19 protein-coding genes are annotated in these 16,164 nt (G+C 72.6%); 14 read left to right on the plus strand and 5 right to left on the minus strand.

Translation table 11 applies throughout. The annotated features are described in order from the left end of the window. Window positions 1-67: 67 nt before the first annotated feature. Window positions 68-430 (minus strand): hypothetical protein, encoded by a 363-nt coding sequence (locus tag FB453_RS11605; protein ID WP_053654782.1) that lies wholly within the window; start codon window positions 428-430, stop codon window positions 68-70. A 13-nt stretch (window positions 431-443) separates the two neighbouring features. Beyond that, window positions 444-758, minus strand: a complete 315-nt coding sequence (locus FB453_RS11610; protein WP_030327982.1) for a hypothetical protein — start codon at window positions 756-758, stop codon at window positions 444-446. Between the two features lie 356 nt (window positions 759-1,114). Between FB453_RS11610 and folP the strand changes: the two genes are divergently transcribed. The 7 genes from folP to FB453_RS11645 all read left to right on the plus strand — a co-directional run bounded on the left by folP (window position 1,115) and on the right by FB453_RS11645 (window position 5,708). Continuing rightward, window positions 1,115-2,011 carry a dihydropteroate synthase gene (folP, locus tag FB453_RS11615; protein WP_145789789.1) on the plus strand — a complete coding sequence of 299 codons (897 nt, stop codon included), beginning with the start codon at window positions 1,115-1,117 and terminating at the stop codon, window positions 2,009-2,011. Further along, entirely contained in the window at window positions 2,008-2,376 is a 369-nt protein-coding gene (gene folB / locus FB453_RS11620; RefSeq protein WP_112601536.1) for a dihydroneopterin aldolase, read from the plus strand. Before folP ends, folB begins: the two co-directional genes overlap by 4 nt. Beyond that, on the plus strand, window positions 2,373-2,900 hold the full coding sequence (gene folK / locus FB453_RS11625; RefSeq protein ID WP_145789791.1) for a 2-amino-4-hydroxy-6-hydroxymethyldihydropteridine diphosphokinase: 528 nt from the start codon (window positions 2,373-2,375) through the stop codon (window positions 2,898-2,900). The genes folB and folK overlap by 4 nt, the downstream gene beginning before the upstream one ends. Window positions 2,901-2,919: 19 nt before the next feature. Next, window positions 2,920-3,456, plus strand: coding sequence for a DUF3180 domain-containing protein (locus tag FB453_RS11630; protein WP_112700333.1), 537 nt, complete (start codon window positions 2,920-2,922; stop codon window positions 3,454-3,456). A gap of 118 nt (window positions 3,457-3,574) precedes the next feature. Continuing rightward, entirely contained in the window at window positions 3,575-4,789 is a 1,215-nt protein-coding gene (locus FB453_RS11635; RefSeq protein WP_145789794.1) for an ABC transporter permease, read from the plus strand. A 53-nt stretch (window positions 4,790-4,842) separates the two neighbouring features. Continuing rightward, window positions 4,843-5,151 (plus strand): hypothetical protein, encoded by a 309-nt coding sequence (locus tag FB453_RS11640; RefSeq protein WP_091403607.1) that lies wholly within the window; start codon window positions 4,843-4,845, stop codon window positions 5,149-5,151. Between the two features lie 125 nt (window positions 5,152-5,276). After that, window positions 5,277-5,708 carry a hypothetical protein gene (locus FB453_RS11645; RefSeq protein ID WP_309251436.1) on the plus strand — a complete coding sequence of 144 codons (432 nt, stop codon included), beginning with the start codon at window positions 5,277-5,279 and terminating at the stop codon, window positions 5,706-5,708. A gap of 52 nt (window positions 5,709-5,760) precedes the next feature. Here the strand turns inward: FB453_RS11645 and FB453_RS11650 are convergent, their stop codons facing one another. Beyond that, window positions 5,761-6,765 carry an ABC transporter ATP-binding protein gene (locus tag FB453_RS11650; RefSeq protein WP_186718223.1) on the minus strand — a complete coding sequence of 335 codons (1,005 nt, stop codon included), beginning with the start codon at window positions 6,763-6,765 and terminating at the stop codon, window positions 5,761-5,763. Between the two features lie 2 nt (window positions 6,766-6,767). Between FB453_RS11650 and FB453_RS11655 the strand changes: the two genes are divergently transcribed. From FB453_RS11655 to FB453_RS11670, 4 genes are all read left to right on the plus strand, one after another. Continuing rightward, the gene (locus tag FB453_RS11655) at window positions 6,768-7,454 is read left to right on the plus strand and encodes an ABC transporter permease (protein WP_091403225.1); all 687 of its coding nucleotides are present in this window, start codon (window positions 6,768-6,770) and stop codon (window positions 7,452-7,454) included. Continuing rightward, window positions 7,451-8,191 carry an ABC transporter permease gene (locus tag FB453_RS11660; RefSeq protein WP_091403223.1) on the plus strand — a complete coding sequence of 247 codons (741 nt, stop codon included), beginning with the start codon at window positions 7,451-7,453 and terminating at the stop codon, window positions 8,189-8,191. Before FB453_RS11655 ends, FB453_RS11660 begins: the two co-directional genes overlap by 4 nt. A 200-nt stretch (window positions 8,192-8,391) precedes the next feature. Then, on the plus strand, window positions 8,392-9,396 hold the full coding sequence (locus FB453_RS11665; RefSeq protein ID WP_145789796.1) for a glycine betaine ABC transporter substrate-binding protein: 1,005 nt from the start codon (window positions 8,392-8,394) through the stop codon (window positions 9,394-9,396). A gap of 109 nt (window positions 9,397-9,505) precedes the next feature. Then, entirely contained in the window at window positions 9,506-11,137 is a 1,632-nt protein-coding gene (locus tag FB453_RS11670; protein WP_186718225.1) for a hypothetical protein, read from the plus strand. Between the two features lie 18 nt (window positions 11,138-11,155). On the opposite strand, the gene FB453_RS11675 is transcribed toward FB453_RS11670, so the two are convergent. Further along, window positions 11,156-12,343 (minus strand): NADH-quinone oxidoreductase subunit D, encoded by a 1,188-nt coding sequence (locus tag FB453_RS11675; RefSeq protein WP_181518448.1) that lies wholly within the window; start codon window positions 12,341-12,343, stop codon window positions 11,156-11,158. Beyond that, entirely contained in the window at window positions 12,340-13,485 is a 1,146-nt protein-coding gene (locus tag FB453_RS11680) for an SAM-dependent methyltransferase (protein WP_145789798.1), read from the minus strand. The genes FB453_RS11675 and FB453_RS11680 overlap by 4 nt, the downstream gene beginning before the upstream one ends. A gap of 299 nt (window positions 13,486-13,784) precedes the next feature. Here FB453_RS11680 and FB453_RS11685 point away from each other — a divergent pair, with 299 nt between their 5' ends. The 3 genes from FB453_RS11685 to panD are packed head-to-tail and all read left to right on the plus strand — an operon-like array spanning window position 13,785 to window position 16,077. Further along, entirely contained in the window at window positions 13,785-14,759 is a 975-nt protein-coding gene (locus FB453_RS11685) for a Rossmann-like and DUF2520 domain-containing protein (RefSeq protein ID WP_112700377.1), read from the plus strand. Next, the gene (panC, locus tag FB453_RS11690) at window positions 14,756-15,604 is read left to right on the plus strand and encodes a pantoate--beta-alanine ligase (RefSeq protein ID WP_145789800.1); all 849 of its coding nucleotides are present in this window, start codon (window positions 14,756-14,758) and stop codon (window positions 15,602-15,604) included. The genes FB453_RS11685 and panC overlap by 4 nt, the downstream gene beginning before the upstream one ends. Before the next feature lie 44 nt (window positions 15,605-15,648). After that, on the plus strand, window positions 15,649-16,077 hold the full coding sequence (panD, locus tag FB453_RS11695) for an aspartate 1-decarboxylase (protein WP_030327945.1): 429 nt from the start codon (window positions 15,649-15,651) through the stop codon (window positions 16,075-16,077). Window positions 16,078-16,164: the final 87 nt, after the last annotated feature.

The raw sequence follows: 16,164 nt of genomic DNA on the forward strand, positions 1-16,164 counted from the left end.
ATCGCCTCGGCGACTGTCGGCAGACCCATGCCCGCGTCCTGCGACAGACCATTCGACGTACGTCCGGTCATGCCAGCTCCTCCCTAATCCTGATCCGGCTGCCGACCAGGCGCGGATCGCGCTGCTCGACCGCCGGCTCCCGGGTGCGTCGCCAGTCGGTCAGCGCGGTGCGGATGACCACCCGCGCCGGCCGATCAGGGTCGACGTGCCGGAAGATGAACGACGTGGTCACGATGGCGAGCGCGATCTCCCAGGCTGGGAAGAGCTCGACCGTCAACGTGAACAGCCAGTGGATGAACATGTAGAGGGGGACCAGCAGCATGAAGAGCCCGTACTGGGCGTAGGGCAGGTGGACCGGAAGGGTGTAACCGGGCGGCCCGAGGTAGACCAGGCGGGCCCGGTAGATGTCGTCGTCGGTGCGCAGCCGCATCTGGTGAACGCGCCTATTCGAAGATCAGGTCGATCAGGTAATCGCCGACGAAGAAGAGTGTTGCCGCGCCCGCTATGAAGGCGAGCCCGACGATGGCGATCGCGGAGCTGGTCAGCACCTTGGAGATCTCGCCTCGGCTGGCACGGCCGATGAAGATGACGCCCAGGACGGCGAGCAGGATCGGCGCGATCTTGCTGGCGAAGAAGGTGACGACACTGTTGGTGTCGATTCCCTTCGGTGCCGGCTCCGCGAGTGGAGCCGACGCCAGGGTGGAGAGCGCGTGGGCGACGCCGGACGACGCCGTCTCCATGAGCTCGAAGGCGATCACTGGAACCTCCCCATAGCGCGGCCGGCGGTGCCGCGGCGGTGCAATAGGCAAGCCGGACGGGAAAAGTGCCCCACAGGGCATGGCGTTCTTGACCCTGTGTTCGTTACTCACCACGGAGGGTGGCGAGGTTTGGGCGGATTTTCCCCGCTTCGGCCCTCCCTCCAAGCTTCGCCATCTCGATGCTGGCCAATTCCAAAGCGTACGGGCCGCCCCGGATTGCGACAAGCCGCGAAGGGGCTGCCCGATACTGCCCGGATGACCGATCGTACACCTGTTCCAATCGGCACGTCAGGGGCAGTGATGCGCGGCCTACCCGGGTCGCTGGGCGCCGCCGCCGCGACCGGTACCGTCTAGTCGTGACCGATCTGGTGCGGGCTTCGGGCCCGGTGGTGATGGGCGTCCTCAACGTCACACCGGACTCCTTCTCCGACGGCGGACGGTACGCCGACCTGGACGCCGCCGTCGGACACGGCGTCCGTCTACGCGATGCCGGCGCGCACCTGGTCGACATCGGTGGCGAGTCGACCCGTCCGGGCGCCGAGCGGATCGACGCCGCGACCGAGGCCGAGCGGGTGTTGCCGGTCATCAGCGAACTGACCGCCGCCGGTGTGGCGGTCAGCGTCGACACCAGCCGCGCGCGGGTCGCGGAGGCTGCCCTGGTCGCCGGCGCGGCGGTGGTCAACGACGTTTCCGGTGGCCTGGCCGACCCGGACATGGCCCGGGTGGTCCGCGACGCGCACTGCCCCTGGGTGCTGATGCACTGGCGTGGGCACTCCCGTGCCATGCGCGAGCTGGCCACCTACACGGACGTGGTGGCCGACGTCCGGGCCGAGCTGGCTAAACGGATCGACACGGCGCTGGCAGCCGGGGTGGCCGCCGACCGCCTCATCGTCGACCCCGGGCTCGGCTTCGCCAAGACGGCCGCGCACAACTGGGAGCTCAGCGCCCGCCTGCCGGAGTTGCTGGATCTCGGCTACCCGCTGCTCTTCGGGGCGAGCCGCAAGTCGTACCTCGGTGGGTTGCTGGCCGGTGCGGACGGCACGCCACGACCGACCGCCCAGCGGGAGGCGGCCACCGTGGCCACCAGCGTGCTGGCGGTCGCCGCGGGCGCCTGGGGCGTACGCGTGCACGACGTGCAGGCCACCGCCGACGCGCTCGCCGTCTGGGCGGCGACCGGCAGCCCCCGCCTGGCCGTGCCGCCGCACGCCAGGAAGCGAACGCAAGACGATCACGAGCATGGGGTACGGCGATGACGACGGACCGGATCCAGCTGACCGGCCTACGGGCGCGCGGCCGGCACGGGGTGTACGACTTCGAACGCGAACAGGGGCAGGACTTCGTGGTCGACGCCGTCCTGGAGCTGGACCTCGGCCCGGCCGCGGCCAGCGACGACGTCACCGCCACCGTGCACTACGGCGAACTGGCCGAGCGCCTGGTCGCGGTGGTGACCGGCGAGCCGGTCAACCTGATCGAGACCCTGGCGGACCGGCTCCTCGCGGTCTGCCTGGCCGACGATCGGGTCGACGCCGCGACGATCACCGTGCACAAGCCGGAGGCTCCGGTGCCGCACACCTTCACCGACGTGGCCGTCACCATGACCCGGGCGCGTACGCGATGACCCGGGCGGTCCTCTCGCTCGGCAGCAACCTGGGCGACCGCCTGGAGCACCTGCGCACGGCCGTCGTCACCCTCGGCGACGCGGTGCTCGTACTCTCCGGGGTGTACGAGACTCCACCGTGGGGCGACACCGATCAGCCCGCGTACCTCAACGCGGTGGTGCTCGTGCAGGACGAGAGCGCGACCCCGCGCGACTGGCTGGAGCGGGCCCGCGACGCGGAGCGCGCGGCCGGCCGGGTCCGTGACCCGCAGCGGCGGTTCGGGCCGCGCACCCTCGACGTGGACGTGATCGCGGTCTGGGGCGACGACGACGAGCCGGTGCTCAGCGACGAGGAGGAGCTGACCCTGCCGCACCCCCGGGCGCACCTGCGCGCCTTCGTGCTGCGTCCGTGGATCGACATCCAGCCGTACGGTCGGCTGCCCGGTCACGGCTGGCTGACCGACCTGCTGACCACCGGTCCCGCGGCCGACGAGGCGTTGGAACTGCGTCCCCGGCCGGAGTTGGCGTTAGAGTCGACGGCATGACCGAGCGGAACCGGCCGGCATGACGCAGGCGAAGCCCCCACCCGGCGGGTCGGGCCCGGACGGGTCCCGGATGGGCCCCACCCGGATTTCGACCCTGGTCGTGGCCGGCCTGGGTGCGGCGGCGGTGGCCTGGCTGCTGATCAGCAGCCTTTACTACAGCGGCATTCCCCGGCTGCCCTGGCTGCCGGTGGTGACGCTGGCCGGGCTCGCCGTGCTGGAGGCGTACGCCGCGATCAACACCCGGGGCCGGATCGAGCGCAAGCCGGGCCGAGACCCGGTCAACCCGCTGTTGGTCGCCCGCTTCGTGGTGCTGGCCAAGGCGTCGGCACTGGCCGCCGCGATCTTTGCGGGCTTCTACGCGGGACTCACCGGCTGGCTCTTCGTGGAAACCACCCGCGCGGCCCTGGACGATCGACCGGCCGCCAGCGGAGGCCTGCTCGCCTCGCTGGCACTGGTCGGCGCCGCGCTCTGGTTGGAGCGCTCCTGCCGGGTGCCAGAACGCCCGGACGACGAGCGCGAGCAGGACTCTCGGGAGAGCCGCCCCGGCCAGCGCTGAGCAGGGGGTTACGCCCGGCTGCGGGCGCGGGTACGGTGCCTGCGATCGGAGAGCAAGGGCCGCCCAGGGTCCGTCCGTGCGCCGGACTGGGACGGTCGGCCACTGGGGAGGCGGCGCCATGGGGTACGAAGAAGCGGGCCGGGACCGGTCGGCCGAACCCGCGTCTGGGGTGCCGGCCGCCGTACTGGAGAACGTCTTCGACGACCCCACCCACGGTGAGCCCGGCCGTGATCGGATCGGCGTGCACCTGTGGTGGGAGCTGCTGCTGCTGGCCGGGCTGGCCGCCGTGAGCTGGCTGCTCTGGCGGGAGGATCCGGCCGCGGTGCGCGACGGCAACCTGCGCACGCTGCTGATCGACGCGGTCGGGCTGGGGTTGCTCGCGCTGGCCGCCGGGCTGAGCCTGCGGACGGCCGCGCCGAACCTGGCCGTCGGCCCGATCGCGGTGGCGGCCGCCCTGCACTACGCCGAGCAGGGTGACCGGGGCCTGCCGGCGTCGCTCGGCTCGGCCATGGCGGTCGCCGCGGTGGGCGGGCTGGCGCTGGCGCTGGCCGTGGTGGTGCTGCACGTGCCGGGCTGGGCCGCCAGCCTGGCCGGCGCCGCCGCCGTGGTGGTGTACATCGAACGCCGTTCGGCGCCCGTGCTGGTGCAGGGCGACTACGACCCCACCAGCAGCGCCGGTTACCTCTTCGCCGGCTTCGCTGCGGTGGCCGTCCTGGGTGGCCTGTTCGGCGCGATCCGGGCGATCCGCCGGCTCGTCGGCCGGTACCGGCCGATCACCGACCCGGCCCGTCGGCGGGGCGTGGTGGCCGCCGTGGTGACCGCCGTCGCGTTGGTCGTCTCCACGGTGCTGGCCGCTCTGGCCGGCATGCTGCTCGCCGCCAACGATCCCGGGCCGGTGGCGCCCACCTCGGGGCTGGACTGGACGGTGCTGGCCATCGGCGTGGCCCTGCTCGCCGGCACCAGCGCGTACGGCCGCCGGGGCGGTGTGTTCGGCACGCTGCTGGCGGTCGGCCTGGTCACCGTCTTCCAGGTGTACGCGCCGGAGCGGGGCTGGACGCTGAGCAACTGGGTGGTCGGCGGAGCGGCGCTCGGCGTCGGGTTGCTGGCCACCCGGCTGGTGGAGACGCTAGGGCGACCGCGACCGGGCAGCCCCGACCGGCCCGAGCCGGTCAGCGACGGCACGATCAGCTCGGGCTGGGCCACGCCGCAGCCGCAGTCCGTCGACAACTGGCCTCCCACGCTGCCGACTCAGGCCGCGCCGCAACCGATGGACCCGTGGCGGGATCCGCGGTGGGAGGACAGCCCGCGACGGTGGGACACCGACGAGCGGTGAGCCGCGTCGCGTCCGCCGAGCCGGAGCTGATCTCGACCGTTAGGCTCGGCGACATGACCGACTCACCTGCCGCCACCCCGGGCGGAACCTCGTTCGAGGAGCTTGACGCGCTGTCCACCGAGGAGCTGCGGGAGCGGGCGTTCGCCCGGGCCCGGGAGCATCGGGACGTGGGCTTCTTCTGGTCGGTGCTGCGCCACCTGCCGAACGCGGACGAGGCCACGGTGCTGGACGGCGCCCCGAACTCGATCGGCCCGACGATCGACGAGGCCAACGCGCTGTGGCGGGAGCTGACCGGTCACGGCTACGAGGAGTCGGCGCCGCTGCTGCGCGCCGCCTTCATCGACTACCTGATGAAGCACTGAGCCGCTCGGGGCAGCCCAGGTCCGCCCGAGCCACCGGTTCGGGGCCTGGGCGGATCGCGTCGCTCGTCCACCGTTCCGGCCCGGTCAGCCGCTACGGCACGGCCGCCGGCACCGGCGCGCTCGCCGTGTTGCTGCTGGTGGGTATCTGCGGCAGTCCGGCGTACACCGGCTGGGCCGCCACCCTGACCGACCCGGAGTCGGGCGGCGCGTTCTACGCGCGCCTGCTCGCCTGGCCGGCCTGGCGGCTCGACGCGGACGGGCAGGCCGGCGGGTTGTTCGCCGCCGACCTGCGAGCTGTGCTGCTGGTGGTCCTCGCGGTGGCGCTGCTCTACCTGTTGCCCGCCGCGCAGGTCGCCCGGGTGCCCGGCCCGGTCAGTCAGTTCTTCTCCGGCTGGGCCGCGTACGTGCTCGCCGGCGGGCTGGCCGCCGTGCTGGCGGCGCTGCTCGGCCCGGCACCGTCACTGCTGGGGGCCCTGCAGGACGCCAGCACCGGTGCCGGTTACGGCTTCCTCACCGGGTGGATCATCGGCATCGCCAGTCTCGGCGGTCGCGCCTGACCCGGCCGAGGCGCGGTCAGGCGCGGCGGTCGTGCCTGCCCCGGCCAGGGGTTCAGCTGCTCGGGCGGCCGAGGTCGAGGAGGCGCTGTCGGCTGAGCGCGCCCACCGGCCGACCGGCGTCGGTCACGAGGAGCCGGTCCCGGCCCGATGTGAGCAGGACCGCCAACGCGTCGTACGCCGAGCCCTCCACAGCGACGGTGGGCAGGTCCGGTGCGGCGTCCTCGGGCACCGGCTCCAGCGCCTCCCGGTCGAGCGGGGTGACCGCCAACCGGCGAATGCCCCGGTCGGCGCCGACGAACTCGCGTACGAACGCAGTGGCGGGTGCGCCGAGCAGTGCGGCCGGGGTGTCGTACTGCTCCAGGTGACCGCCCTCGGAGAGGACCGCGATCCGGTCACCGAGTCGGACGGCCTCGTCGAGGTCGTGGGTGACCAGCACGATCGTCTTGCGCACCTCGGCCTGGAGGCGCAGGAACTCCTCCTGGAGGCGGGCCCGGACGATCGGGTCGACGGCCGAGAACGGCTCATCCATCAACAGCACCACCGGGTCGGCGGCGAGCGCCCGGGCCACCCCGACGCGCTGACGCTGGCCACCCGACAGCTCGTGCGGGTATCGACCGCCGAACTCCGCCGGGTCCAACCCGACCAGGTCGAGAAGCTCGTCGACCCGGGCCCGGGTCTGGCCCTTGGGCCAGCGGAGCAGGCCCGGCACGGTGGCCACGTTGGCCCGCACGGTCTGGTGTGGAAAGAGACCGACGTTCTGGATCACGTACCCGATTCGACGGCGCAGTCGCACCGGGTCGACGTTCGTGACGTCCTCGTCGCCGAGCGTGATGCGACCGGCGGTCGGTTCGATCAGGCGATTGATCATCCGCAGCACTGTCGACTTGCCGCAGCCGGACGGGCCGATCAGCACCACCAGCTCGCCGGCCCGGACGTCCAGGCTGAGGTCCCGGACGGCTTCGGTGCCGTTCGGGTAGCGCTTCTGGATGCCGTGCAGCGCGATCGGCGCCGCGCGAGGGGACTCGGCCACGCTGGCAGCCTCCGGGGTAACGTCCACGTATGTCCTTCCGCCTGAGCTACCGGGCCGACCCGGGTAACCCCTGGTTCTCCTGGCAGTACGTGCGGGACAACTCTGACACGATCCTCGCCGCGGTGCGTGAACACGCCTCCCTCACCGGTCGAGCGGTGTTGATCGCGGTGCTGATCGCCCTGCCCTTGTCCGTGCTGGCGTACTGGGTACGTCCGCTCGCCGGTCCGATCCTCGCCGTCAGCGGGGTGGTCTACACCATTCCGTCGTTGGCGCTCTTCGCGTTCATCGCCCCCTACCTGGGCACCGGGGCGACCACGGTGCTGGTCGGGCTGGTCCTCTACGCGCTGCTGCTGATCGTGCGCAACGTGGTGGCCGGTCTCAACCAGGTGCCCCCGGAGGTTCGCGAGGCCGCCGAGGGCATGGGTTACGGCCGGTGGAGGCGGCTGTTCCGGATCGACCTGCCGCTGGCGCTGCCGGGCATCGTGACCGGCGTACGGCTGGCGACGGTCTCGACGGTGGCGTTGGTCACGGTCGGGGTGCTGGTCGGGCACGGCGGGCTCGGGCAGTTGATCTTCGCGGGCTTCCAGAACAACCTCTACAAGGCCGAGATCATGACGGCAGCACTGCTCTGCGTGGCGCTCGCGGTCGTGCTCGACCTGTTGCTCATCCTGGTCGCCCGACTGGTGACTCCCTGGTCCACCCGGAGGGCACGGTGACCGTCGCGGCGAACCCGATCGGGCAGGCGATCACCTGGATCAACGACCCACTGAACTGGACCAACCCCGGCGGCATGCTGGACCGGCTCGGCGAGCACCTGACGATCTCCGCCCTGGCGGTGGCGCTCGGCTGTCTGGTGGCCTGGCCGCTCGGGCTCTGGTTGGGTCACCTCGGTCGAGGTGGCGGCCTCGTGGTGCTGATCTCCAACGCCACCCTGGCCATCCCGACCCTGGCGCTGCTGACCATCCTGCCAGTCGTCTTCGCCAGCGGCTTCGGGAAGACACCGGTCGTGGTGGCACTTGCTGTCTTCGCCGTACCGCCGCTGCTGGCCAACGCGTACACCGGGGTTCGGCAGGTGGACCCGGAGGCCCGCGACGCGGCCCGGGGGATGGGCCTGTCCAGCGCGCAGCTGCTGCGCCGGGTGGAGTTGCCGCTGGCGGTGCCCTATCTGGCGGCCGGCTTCCGCACCGCGGCGGTCCAGGTGATCGCGACCGCGGCGCTGGCGTCCTTCGTCAACGGCGGCGGTCTGGGCCAGATCATCCGGACCGGCTTCGGTATCGGTATCGCGGCCGGCGGAGGGCAGATCGTCGCCGGCGGTGTGCTGGTGGCCGGGCTCGCGCTGTTGGCTGAGGTGGTCCTCGGCGGCGTCGAACGGCTGGTCACCCCCAAGCCGCTGCGGCGCGGGCGGCAGCGCCTCGGGCGGCCCCGGGCCGCCGACGCGACCGGGAGCGCCTGACCCGTCCGGGTGAGCTCGCGTCGAGCTGGCGACCCACGCCCGTCAAATCGGTGACGATGGGGTGACGAAGTCCATCCCAAGTTGTCGGTCGGTTCCGGAGCATGTTGGGTGGACATTCGCGGGCGGCCGACAGTCAGGATCGCCCGTCGGACACGCGGCCGGCCCGGGACGGGTCGCGCCGGGACACGGAAGGCGGGCACATGCGCGCACGTACACGTCTGGCGATCGGGGCGGTCAGCGCCGTCGCCGGGGCGGCACTCCTCACCGGTTGCGGTGACGCCGGCTCGTCCGGCACCGACGCACCCCAGACCAGCGCCTCCGGCGCCGGGTGCGCCCCGGTCGCCGGCCAGCAGCTCATCGCTCTGCAGGACGACAAGAAGCTCCAGAACTCCGACAACGTCATCCCCGCGGTCAACAGCAAGGCGGCCAACCCGCAGCTGATCGCCGCACTGGACAAGGTCTCCGCCGCGCTCGACACCCCGAAGCTGATCCAGCTCAACAAGGCCGTCAACGAGGACCGCAAGACCCCCAAGGTGGCGGCCGAGGAGTTCGCCAGCGCGAACAACCTCACCGCGGGCATCGCCAAGGGCCCGGGCGGCGACATCACGGTGGGCGCCGGCAACTTCGCCGAAAGTCAGATCCTGGGCGAGCTGTACCGGATCGCGCTCTCCGCCGCCGGCTACCAGGTCAAGGTGCAGCAGATCGGCAACCGGGAGCTCTACGCGCCGGCCCTGGAGAAGGGCGAGATCCAGGTCGTCCCGGAGTACGCGGCCACCATGGCCGAGTTCCTCAACACCAAGGCCAAGGGCGGCACTCCGCCGCCGATCTCCTCGCCCGACATCAACACCACGGTTACCGCGCTCAAGGCCGAGGGCGACAAGGCCGGCATCACCTTCGGCACCCCGGCCGCCGCACAGGACCAGAACGCCTTCGCGGTGACCCAGGCCTTCGCCGACAAGCACGGCGTGCGGACCCTCTCCGAGTTGGCCGCGAAGTGCTCCGGCAGCGCGACAGTGCTGGGCGGCCCGCCGGAGTGCGAGCAGCGTCCGTTCTGCAAGCCGGGCCTGGAGAAGACGTACGGGCTGTCGTTCGGCAAGTTCTCGTCGCTGGACCAGGGTGGGCCGCTGACCAAGAGCGGGCTGCGCGACGGTTCGATCAGCGTGGGTCTGATCTTCTCCTCGGATGGCGCCTTCGCCACCAGCTGAGCCATTTCCGCACGAGCTGAGGACGCCCTCGCCCCGACCGGGCGGGGGCGTCCGTGCGTCCCGGGGACCCCGTTCCCTCCAATGGTCAACGTGGGTAGGCTGCACATCCATGCCAGCCCCGGCCACCTCTGAAGCCCGGCGTCAACCATCGCTGCTGACCATGCTCTTCTGGGCGGGCGTCGCTCTCGCGCCGGTGGCGGCGCTGATCCTGCTGGTGGCCGACGGCAACGGCCCGCTGCGCTTCGCCGCGGTGCTCGCCATCCTCGCGGTGGTGCTGATCGGCCTCTCCATCGCGTTGCGGTCCGACGGCGAGGGCGACTCGGTGCGCGCCGACGAGTTGCTGAACGAGATCGAGGAGCTGCGCCGGGAGCTGCGCAGCGAGATCGTGGCCGCCGCCCAGCGCGGCAACCAGGCGCTCGACCAGGCGCAACGGGCCCAGGAGGGGATCGCCGCGGTGCGCCGCCGTCTCGACACCAGCGGTGCCGCCCTCGCCGGTGCCGCCTCCACCGTCGAACCGGCAGGCGCCGGCCGGGCCCGGGTGGCCGTCGAGCCGCCGGTGGACGACACGCCGGTGGCCCGTAACCGGGGCGACGCGCCGGCCGGCCGCGCCCGGGTGTCCGGCCCCGACGACGCGCCCCGGTGGGGGCGCCCCGAGCACCCGGACGACGACGAGCCGGCGTACGCCCGGGAGGCCCCCGAGCCGCCAGCCACCGCCGGGATGTACGGCGGGGAACGGCCGGCCGCCACCGCGTACGGCTCAGCTCGCCCCCGGGAGCACGACCGCCCCGAGGCGGCGCACCGGCCGGGTGGCGTGGTCCGACACACCGAGACCGTGCACGTCACCACCCGGCACACAGTGGTGGACGGCGGCCCGGCCGAGCCGGCGGGGCGCTACGGCGGTGGGTACGCCGGTCAGTGGACCCCACCCGCGCAGGAGTGGACCCGGGGCGGCGACGCCGATCAGCCCCCTCGCCCGTCCGGCCGGGCGAGGAGCGAGCCGGAGCAGCACCCCAGAGCCGGGTACGGCGACGAGCCGAGCTGGACGGGCCGCCGCGACGAACCGGAGTGGACGGATCGGCGCGACGCGTACGCCCAGCCCGACGAGCCCTCTCCGGCGGCCCGGTCACACCGCACCCCGGAGAGGCCGGCGGCGGAATCCTGGGACAGCCCGGACGATCGGGGCTGGTCGGAGCAGCGCGACCGGGCGGGCGCCCCGGCACCGCAGCCCGGGCCGCCGCTGCGGGCCGACGACACCGGCGAGTACTGGTCGCAGCTGCGGGCCGGTGACCGGTGGGCCGCTGTCCGCGACGACGAGAACGGTCGCGAGTTGCGGGTGGGCGAACGTCGGGCCGAGGTGCACGCCGACGCCACCGGCACCGAGTACCGGGTGGCCGACCGCTGGGCCGCCGTCCGCCACGAGGAGCCGCGCCGTCACGAGGACGCCGCCCGCTACGAGGAGCCGCGCCGTCACGAGGACGCCGCCCGCTACGAGGACGCCGGCCGGTATGAAGAACCGCGCCGCCACGACGGTGGTCGGCGGGCCGAGCCGGGAAGGCCCGCGCTGCCGGTGGGCGGTGTGCCGGTGCCGGACGAGTGGCGCCCACCGCGCCAACGCGGGCACCAGGCGGAACCCGCGCCGGAACGGACCGGGCGGCGACGGGTCGACGAGCGCTACGGCTACCCGCCGCAGGACGACGTGCCGCGTGCCGGCGGCGCGCCACCCACCGACCGCTGGCGGTGACCGGTCAGGCGGCTCGGGTCACTTGTCGATGTCGCCGACCACGAAGAACATCGAGCCGAGGATCGCGATCAGATCAGGGACCAGGCAGCCGGGGAGCAGCGTGGCCAACGCCTGCACGTTCGCGTACGAGGCGGTGCGCAGCTTCAACCGCCACGGCGTCTTCTCGCCCCGCGACACCAGGTAGTAGCCGTTGATGCCGAGCGGATTCTCCGTCCAGGCGTACGTGTGCCCCTCCGGCGCCTTGAGCACCTTCGGCAGCCGGGTGTTGATCGGCCCGGTCAGCTGGTCCACCCGGTCGAGGCACTGCTCGGCAAGGTCCAGTGACGCGTACACCTGGTCGAGCAGCACCTCGAAACGGGCGTGGCAGTCGCCGGCGGTCTTGGTGACCACCGGAACGTCCAGCTCGTCGTAGGCCAGGTAGGGGTCGTCGCGGCGCAGGTCCAGGTCGAGCCCCGAGGCCCGGGCCACCGGGCCGGACGCGCCGAACGCGGCGGCGTCCGCGGCGGACAGCACGCCCACGCCGACGGTGCGGGCCAGGAAGATCTCGTTACGCCGGATCAGGTGGTCCAGGTCGGGCAACCGGCGTCGTACCTCGCCGATCGCCGCGCGGGCCCGCCCGGTCCACCCGTACGGCACCTCTTCCTTGAGGCCACCGACCCGGTTGAACATGTAGTGGATCCGGCCGCCGGAGACCTCCTCCATCACCGCCTGGATGGTCTCGCGTTCCCGGAAGGCGTAGAAGATCGGCGTGATCGCCCCGATCTCCAACGGGTACGAGCCGAGGAACATCAGGTGGTTGAGCACCCGGTTCAGCTCCGCCAGGGCCATCCGCAGCCAGGTGGCCCGCTCCGGCACCTCCATGCCCATGAGGCGTTCCACAGCGAGCACCACGCCCAGCTCGTTGGAGAACGCCGAGAGCCAGTCATGCCGGTTGGCCAGCACGATGATCTGCCGGTAGTCGCGCACCTCGAAGAGCTTCTCCGCGCCCCGGTGCATGTAACCGACGATCGGTTCGCAGGCGACCACCCGCTCGCCGTCGAGCACCAGCTTCAACCGCAGCACACCATGGGTGGAGGGGTGCTGCGGGCCGATGTTCAGCACCATGTCGGTGCCGAGCTGCTGATCACCGGTGCCGGCGATCAGCCCGGCCCCGGTGCCGACGGTCAGTTCACGGAGGTCCCCGGCGTCGGTGGTCATGCCCGTCATCGTGCCACGACCGGCCCGAGCGGGATGCCGACCGGCTGGCGCAACCACCAGTGCCCGCCGAGCCCGGCCGGGTCGGTCAGCTCGGCCACCGCCGACGCGGCGGCCAGCGCCCGCACGTAGCCGACCGGGTCGGTGCCGGCCAGGCTGAGCGGCGGTCGCCCGCCGTCGGCCCCGAGTGCCCGCAGCGCCTCCCGCTGCAAGACCAGGGAGTACGCGCACCGGGCGACCGCCGCACCAGCGGAGGCGACCGAGTCCATGGCCACGTGCGCTGTGACATCACTCGACCCGTCGGGCACCGGAGGGACCTGCCGCCCACCCCGGTACCCGGTCAACGTCCCGTCGACCGGCCTGGTTTCCCGCAGGTGCCCGTAGTCGACGGCTACTGCGAGGCCTTGGCTGATCTTCCCTACCGCCTGCGCCCAGGCTTCGTCTCTCGTCCGGCCGATCTCGGCTCGGTGGTTGCTGTTGGGGGTTTCGGGGCTGGGCCACCAGTTGGTGAGCCAGTCGAGATCATCGGGGCTGACCGGCTCACCGACTGATTCGGCACCGGTGGCGGGGTCGACCAGCAGGTATCGCCAGCCGTCTTCGGTGCGCACCGCGACGTCCAGCGGGACGTTGTCCAGCCACTCGGTGGCCAGCAGCACTCCGGTGATTCCGCCGGGGATCTCGGACGTCCAGTTGATCTCTTCGGGTAGGTCCTCGGGGCGGTGGGCGTACTCGACTGCGGTGAAGCGCACGCGGTCCGCGAGCGACGGTCCGACCGTGCCGGACGACGGCTCATCCCGCAAGAAACGAACGGAGGCCGCGGGAGTCAGGGTTTCCGGGGAGCCCGCCCGCGCAGGGATCAAGCCTGACCGCCCGGAGCGGGTGGGCTCCCCGGAAACCCCCACCGCAACCCCAACGGACGCCAGCAGAGCGTGGAGCAGTTCCCCACGCCCAGCGCCCACGTCGACAACATCGAGTCGGTCAGGGTGGCCGAGGGCGGCGTCCACCTCCGTGACAAGGCGCAGCAGGGCGGTGGCGAAGGCCGGAGAGGCGTGCACGCTGGTGCGGAAGTGGTCGGCCGGCCCGGCGCCGGCGACGAAGAAGCCGCCCGGCCCGTAGAGGGCGCTGGCCATGGCGTCCCGCCACAAGATCGGCATCAGTGCGTTCCGCGTTGCGCGTGGGTCACCGTGCCGACCCTACGGTCACCGGGTACGAGGCGGCTCGTGATCCCCGCACCCGCTGTCCAGCCCGCCGATCTTGCAGTTACTGTCGCGACGTAAGGGACATTTCACGCATCACGGCGACCGGAACTGCAAGATCGGCGGGGCGTGGCCCGGCGCGCGGACGGGGCGTCTCATCGGTGGTGAAGGTTTTCACACATGCTTGTCCGGGTTCGGTAGCCCGGGCGCATACTTGCGATCGACCGGTACCCCTTCTCGAGGACTGGATCGTCGTCATGAGCGCACCGTTGCGCCCGCGTCCGGCCGGCCCATCCGGGCCCGCCGCCTCGTGGGATAGCGCCGTTCCCGGCGCCCGCGCCACCTCCCGTCTGCTCACCGTCGGTGTCGTTGGCGCCGGTCGGGTCGGCGCCGTGCTGGGCGCCGCGCTCGCCGCCGCCGGGCACCGGGTGGTCGCCGTCTCCGGCAGCTCCGGAGCCAGCCGCGCCCGCCTCGCCCTGCTGTTGCCCGAGGTGCCCCGCCGCCCGGTCGCCGCCGTGGCCCACGCCGCCGCCGACCTGCTGCTGATCGCGGTACCGGACGACAGGCTGGCCGGTGTGGTGACTGACCTCGCCGAGCAGGGCGCGCTGCATCCGGGCCAGATCGTCGCGCACACCTCGGGAGCCCACGGCCTGGCCGTGCTGGAGCCGGCCGTCGCGGTCGGCGCCCGGCCGCTCGCACTGCACCCCGCGATGACCTTCACCGGTACGCCGGACGACCTGGCCCGGCTGGACGGCATCTCGTACGGGGTGACCGCCCCGGCGGAGTTGCGCCCGCTGGCTGCCCGGCTGGTCGCCGACCTCGGTGGCGTGCCCGAGTGGGTGGCCGAGTCGGATCGTCCGCTCTACCACGCCGCGCTGGCCCACGGCGCGAACCACCTGGTGACCCTGGTCAACGAGGCGACCGACCGGTTGCGGGACGCCGGGGTGTCTCGGCCGGAGAAGGTGCTCGCCCCGCTGCTGCGGGCCGCCCTGGAGAACGCGCTGCGGCTCGGCGACGACGCGTTGACCGGCCCGGTCTCCCGCGGCGACGCGGGCACCGTGCAGCGGCACCTGGCCCGGTTGGCGGCCACCGCACCGGAGTCCGTCCCCGCGTACCTGGCGCTGGCCCGTCGTACCGCCGACCGGGCGATCGCGGCCGGCCGACTGCGGCCGGTGGACGCACAGTCGCTGCTCGGCGTGCTGGCCGACAGCGGTCGGGAGGTGGCCGCATGACGCAGGTGGTGCACACGCGCGCCGAGTTGGCCGAGGCCCGGGCCGGGCTGAAGGGCACGGTCGGGGTGGTGATGACCATGGGCGCGCTGCACTCCGGGCACGAGACGCTGCTGCGCGCGGCCCGGGAACAGGCCGACCACGTGCTGGTCACGGTCTTCGTGAACCCGTTGCAGTTCGGGCCGAACGAGGACTTCGACCGCTACCCGCGCACCCTCGACGCCGATCTGGAGGTGTGCCAGCGGGCGGGCGCCGATCTGGTCTTCGCCCCGTCGGTGACGGACATGTACCCGGACGGTCAGCCCCGCGTACGCCTCGATCCGGGCCCGCTCGGCGCCGAGCTGGAGGGGGCGAGCCGCCCCGGCTTCTTCCACGGCGTACTCACCGTGGTGCTGAAGCTGCTCCAGCTCACCCAGCCGGACCTGGCGTTCTTCGGCGAGAAGGATTACCAGCAGCTCACCCTCGTCCGGCGGATGACCCGCGACCTGGACGTGCCGGTCGAGGTGGTCGGCGTGCCGACCGTCCGGGAGCCGGATGGGCTGGCCCTCTCCAGCCGCAACCGTTACCTGAGCGAGCCGGAGCGGGTCGCCGCGCTGAGTCTGTCCGCCGCGCTGCGGGCCGGCGCGCAAGCCGCCGATGACGGCCTGGACGCGGGGGCGGTGCTGACCGCCGCGCACGCCGCGTTCGGCGCCGGTACGCCCGGTGCCCGCCTCGACTACCTGGTGCTCACCGATCCCGAGTTGGAACCGGGGCCGGTGGCCGGGCCGGCTCGACTGGTGATCGCCGCCTGGGTGGGCGCCACCCGGTTGATCGACAACGCGGCGATCCACCTCGCCCCGCGTCCCTGACCCGGCCGTACCACCCTCCACCGATACCGCGAAAGGCCACTCCGATGTTGCGGACCATGCTCAAGTCGAAGATCCACCGAGCCACGGTGACCCAGGCCGACCTGCACTACGTCGGTTCGGTGACGGTGGACGAGGATCTGCTCGACGCCGCCGACCTGCTCCCCGGCGAGCAGGTGGCGATCGTGGACATCACCAATGGCGCCCGGTTGGAGACGTACGTGATCCCGGGCGAGCGGGGCAGCGGCGTGATCGGCATCAACGGCGCCGCCGCGCACCTGGTGCACCCCGGTGACCTGGTCATCCTGATCTCGTACGGGCAGATGGACGACGCCGAGGCGCGGTCGTACCGGCCACGGGTCGTGCACGTCGACGCCGACAACCGGGTGATCGAGTTGGGTGCCGACCCGGCTGCGGCGGCACCCGGCACTGCCGGGAACCCGGTGCCCAGCCCGTTGGCCGTGTCCGGAGTCTGATCCCCCGTACCGCGATTCCGGTCTGTCACCAGAAGGTCATTTCCGGTTACCCTGGGCACGCTGGCGGAAGCCGGTCGGTGGCTGGGG

The organism is Micromonospora sp. CNZ322, from assembly GCF_007827755.1.

What these genes read in the sequence shown, in the direction of transcription:
- FB453_RS11605 (WP_053654782.1), bottom strand. Translation starts at nt 430, where the DNA reads ATGCGGCTGCGCACCGACGACGACATCTACCGGGCCCGCCTGGTCTAC.
- panD (WP_030327945.1), top strand. Translation starts at nt 15,649, where the DNA reads ATGTTGCGGACCATGCTCAAGTCGAAGATCCACCGAGCCACGGTGACC.
- FB453_RS11665 (WP_145789796.1), top strand. Translation starts at nt 8,392, where the DNA reads ATGCGCGCACGTACACGTCTGGCGATCGGGGCGGTCAGCGCCGTCGCC.
- folB (WP_112601536.1), top strand. Translation starts at nt 2,008, where the DNA reads ATGACGACGGACCGGATCCAGCTGACCGGCCTACGGGCGCGCGGCCGG.
- FB453_RS11680 (WP_145789798.1), bottom strand. Translation starts at nt 13,485, where the DNA reads ATGCCGATCTTGTGGCGGGACGCCATGGCCAGCGCCCTCTACGGGCCG.
- FB453_RS11630 (WP_112700333.1), top strand. Translation starts at nt 2,920, where the DNA reads ATGACGCAGGCGAAGCCCCCACCCGGCGGGTCGGGCCCGGACGGGTCC.
- FB453_RS11640 (WP_091403607.1), top strand. Translation starts at nt 4,843, where the DNA reads ATGACCGACTCACCTGCCGCCACCCCGGGCGGAACCTCGTTCGAGGAG.
- FB453_RS11655 (WP_091403225.1), top strand. Translation starts at nt 6,768, where the DNA reads ATGTCCTTCCGCCTGAGCTACCGGGCCGACCCGGGTAACCCCTGGTTC.
- FB453_RS11670 (WP_186718225.1), top strand. Translation starts at nt 9,506, where the DNA reads ATGCCAGCCCCGGCCACCTCTGAAGCCCGGCGTCAACCATCGCTGCTG.
- FB453_RS11675 (WP_181518448.1), bottom strand. Translation starts at nt 12,343, where the DNA reads ATGACGGGCATGACCACCGACGCCGGGGACCTCCGTGAACTGACCGTC.
- FB453_RS11685 (WP_112700377.1), top strand. Translation starts at nt 13,785, where the DNA reads ATGAGCGCACCGTTGCGCCCGCGTCCGGCCGGCCCATCCGGGCCCGCC.
- FB453_RS11635 (WP_145789794.1), top strand. Translation starts at nt 3,575, where the DNA reads ATGGGGTACGAAGAAGCGGGCCGGGACCGGTCGGCCGAACCCGCGTCT.
- folK (WP_145789791.1), top strand. Translation starts at nt 2,373, where the DNA reads ATGACCCGGGCGGTCCTCTCGCTCGGCAGCAACCTGGGCGACCGCCTG.
- panC (WP_145789800.1), top strand. Translation starts at nt 14,756, where the DNA reads ATGACGCAGGTGGTGCACACGCGCGCCGAGTTGGCCGAGGCCCGGGCC.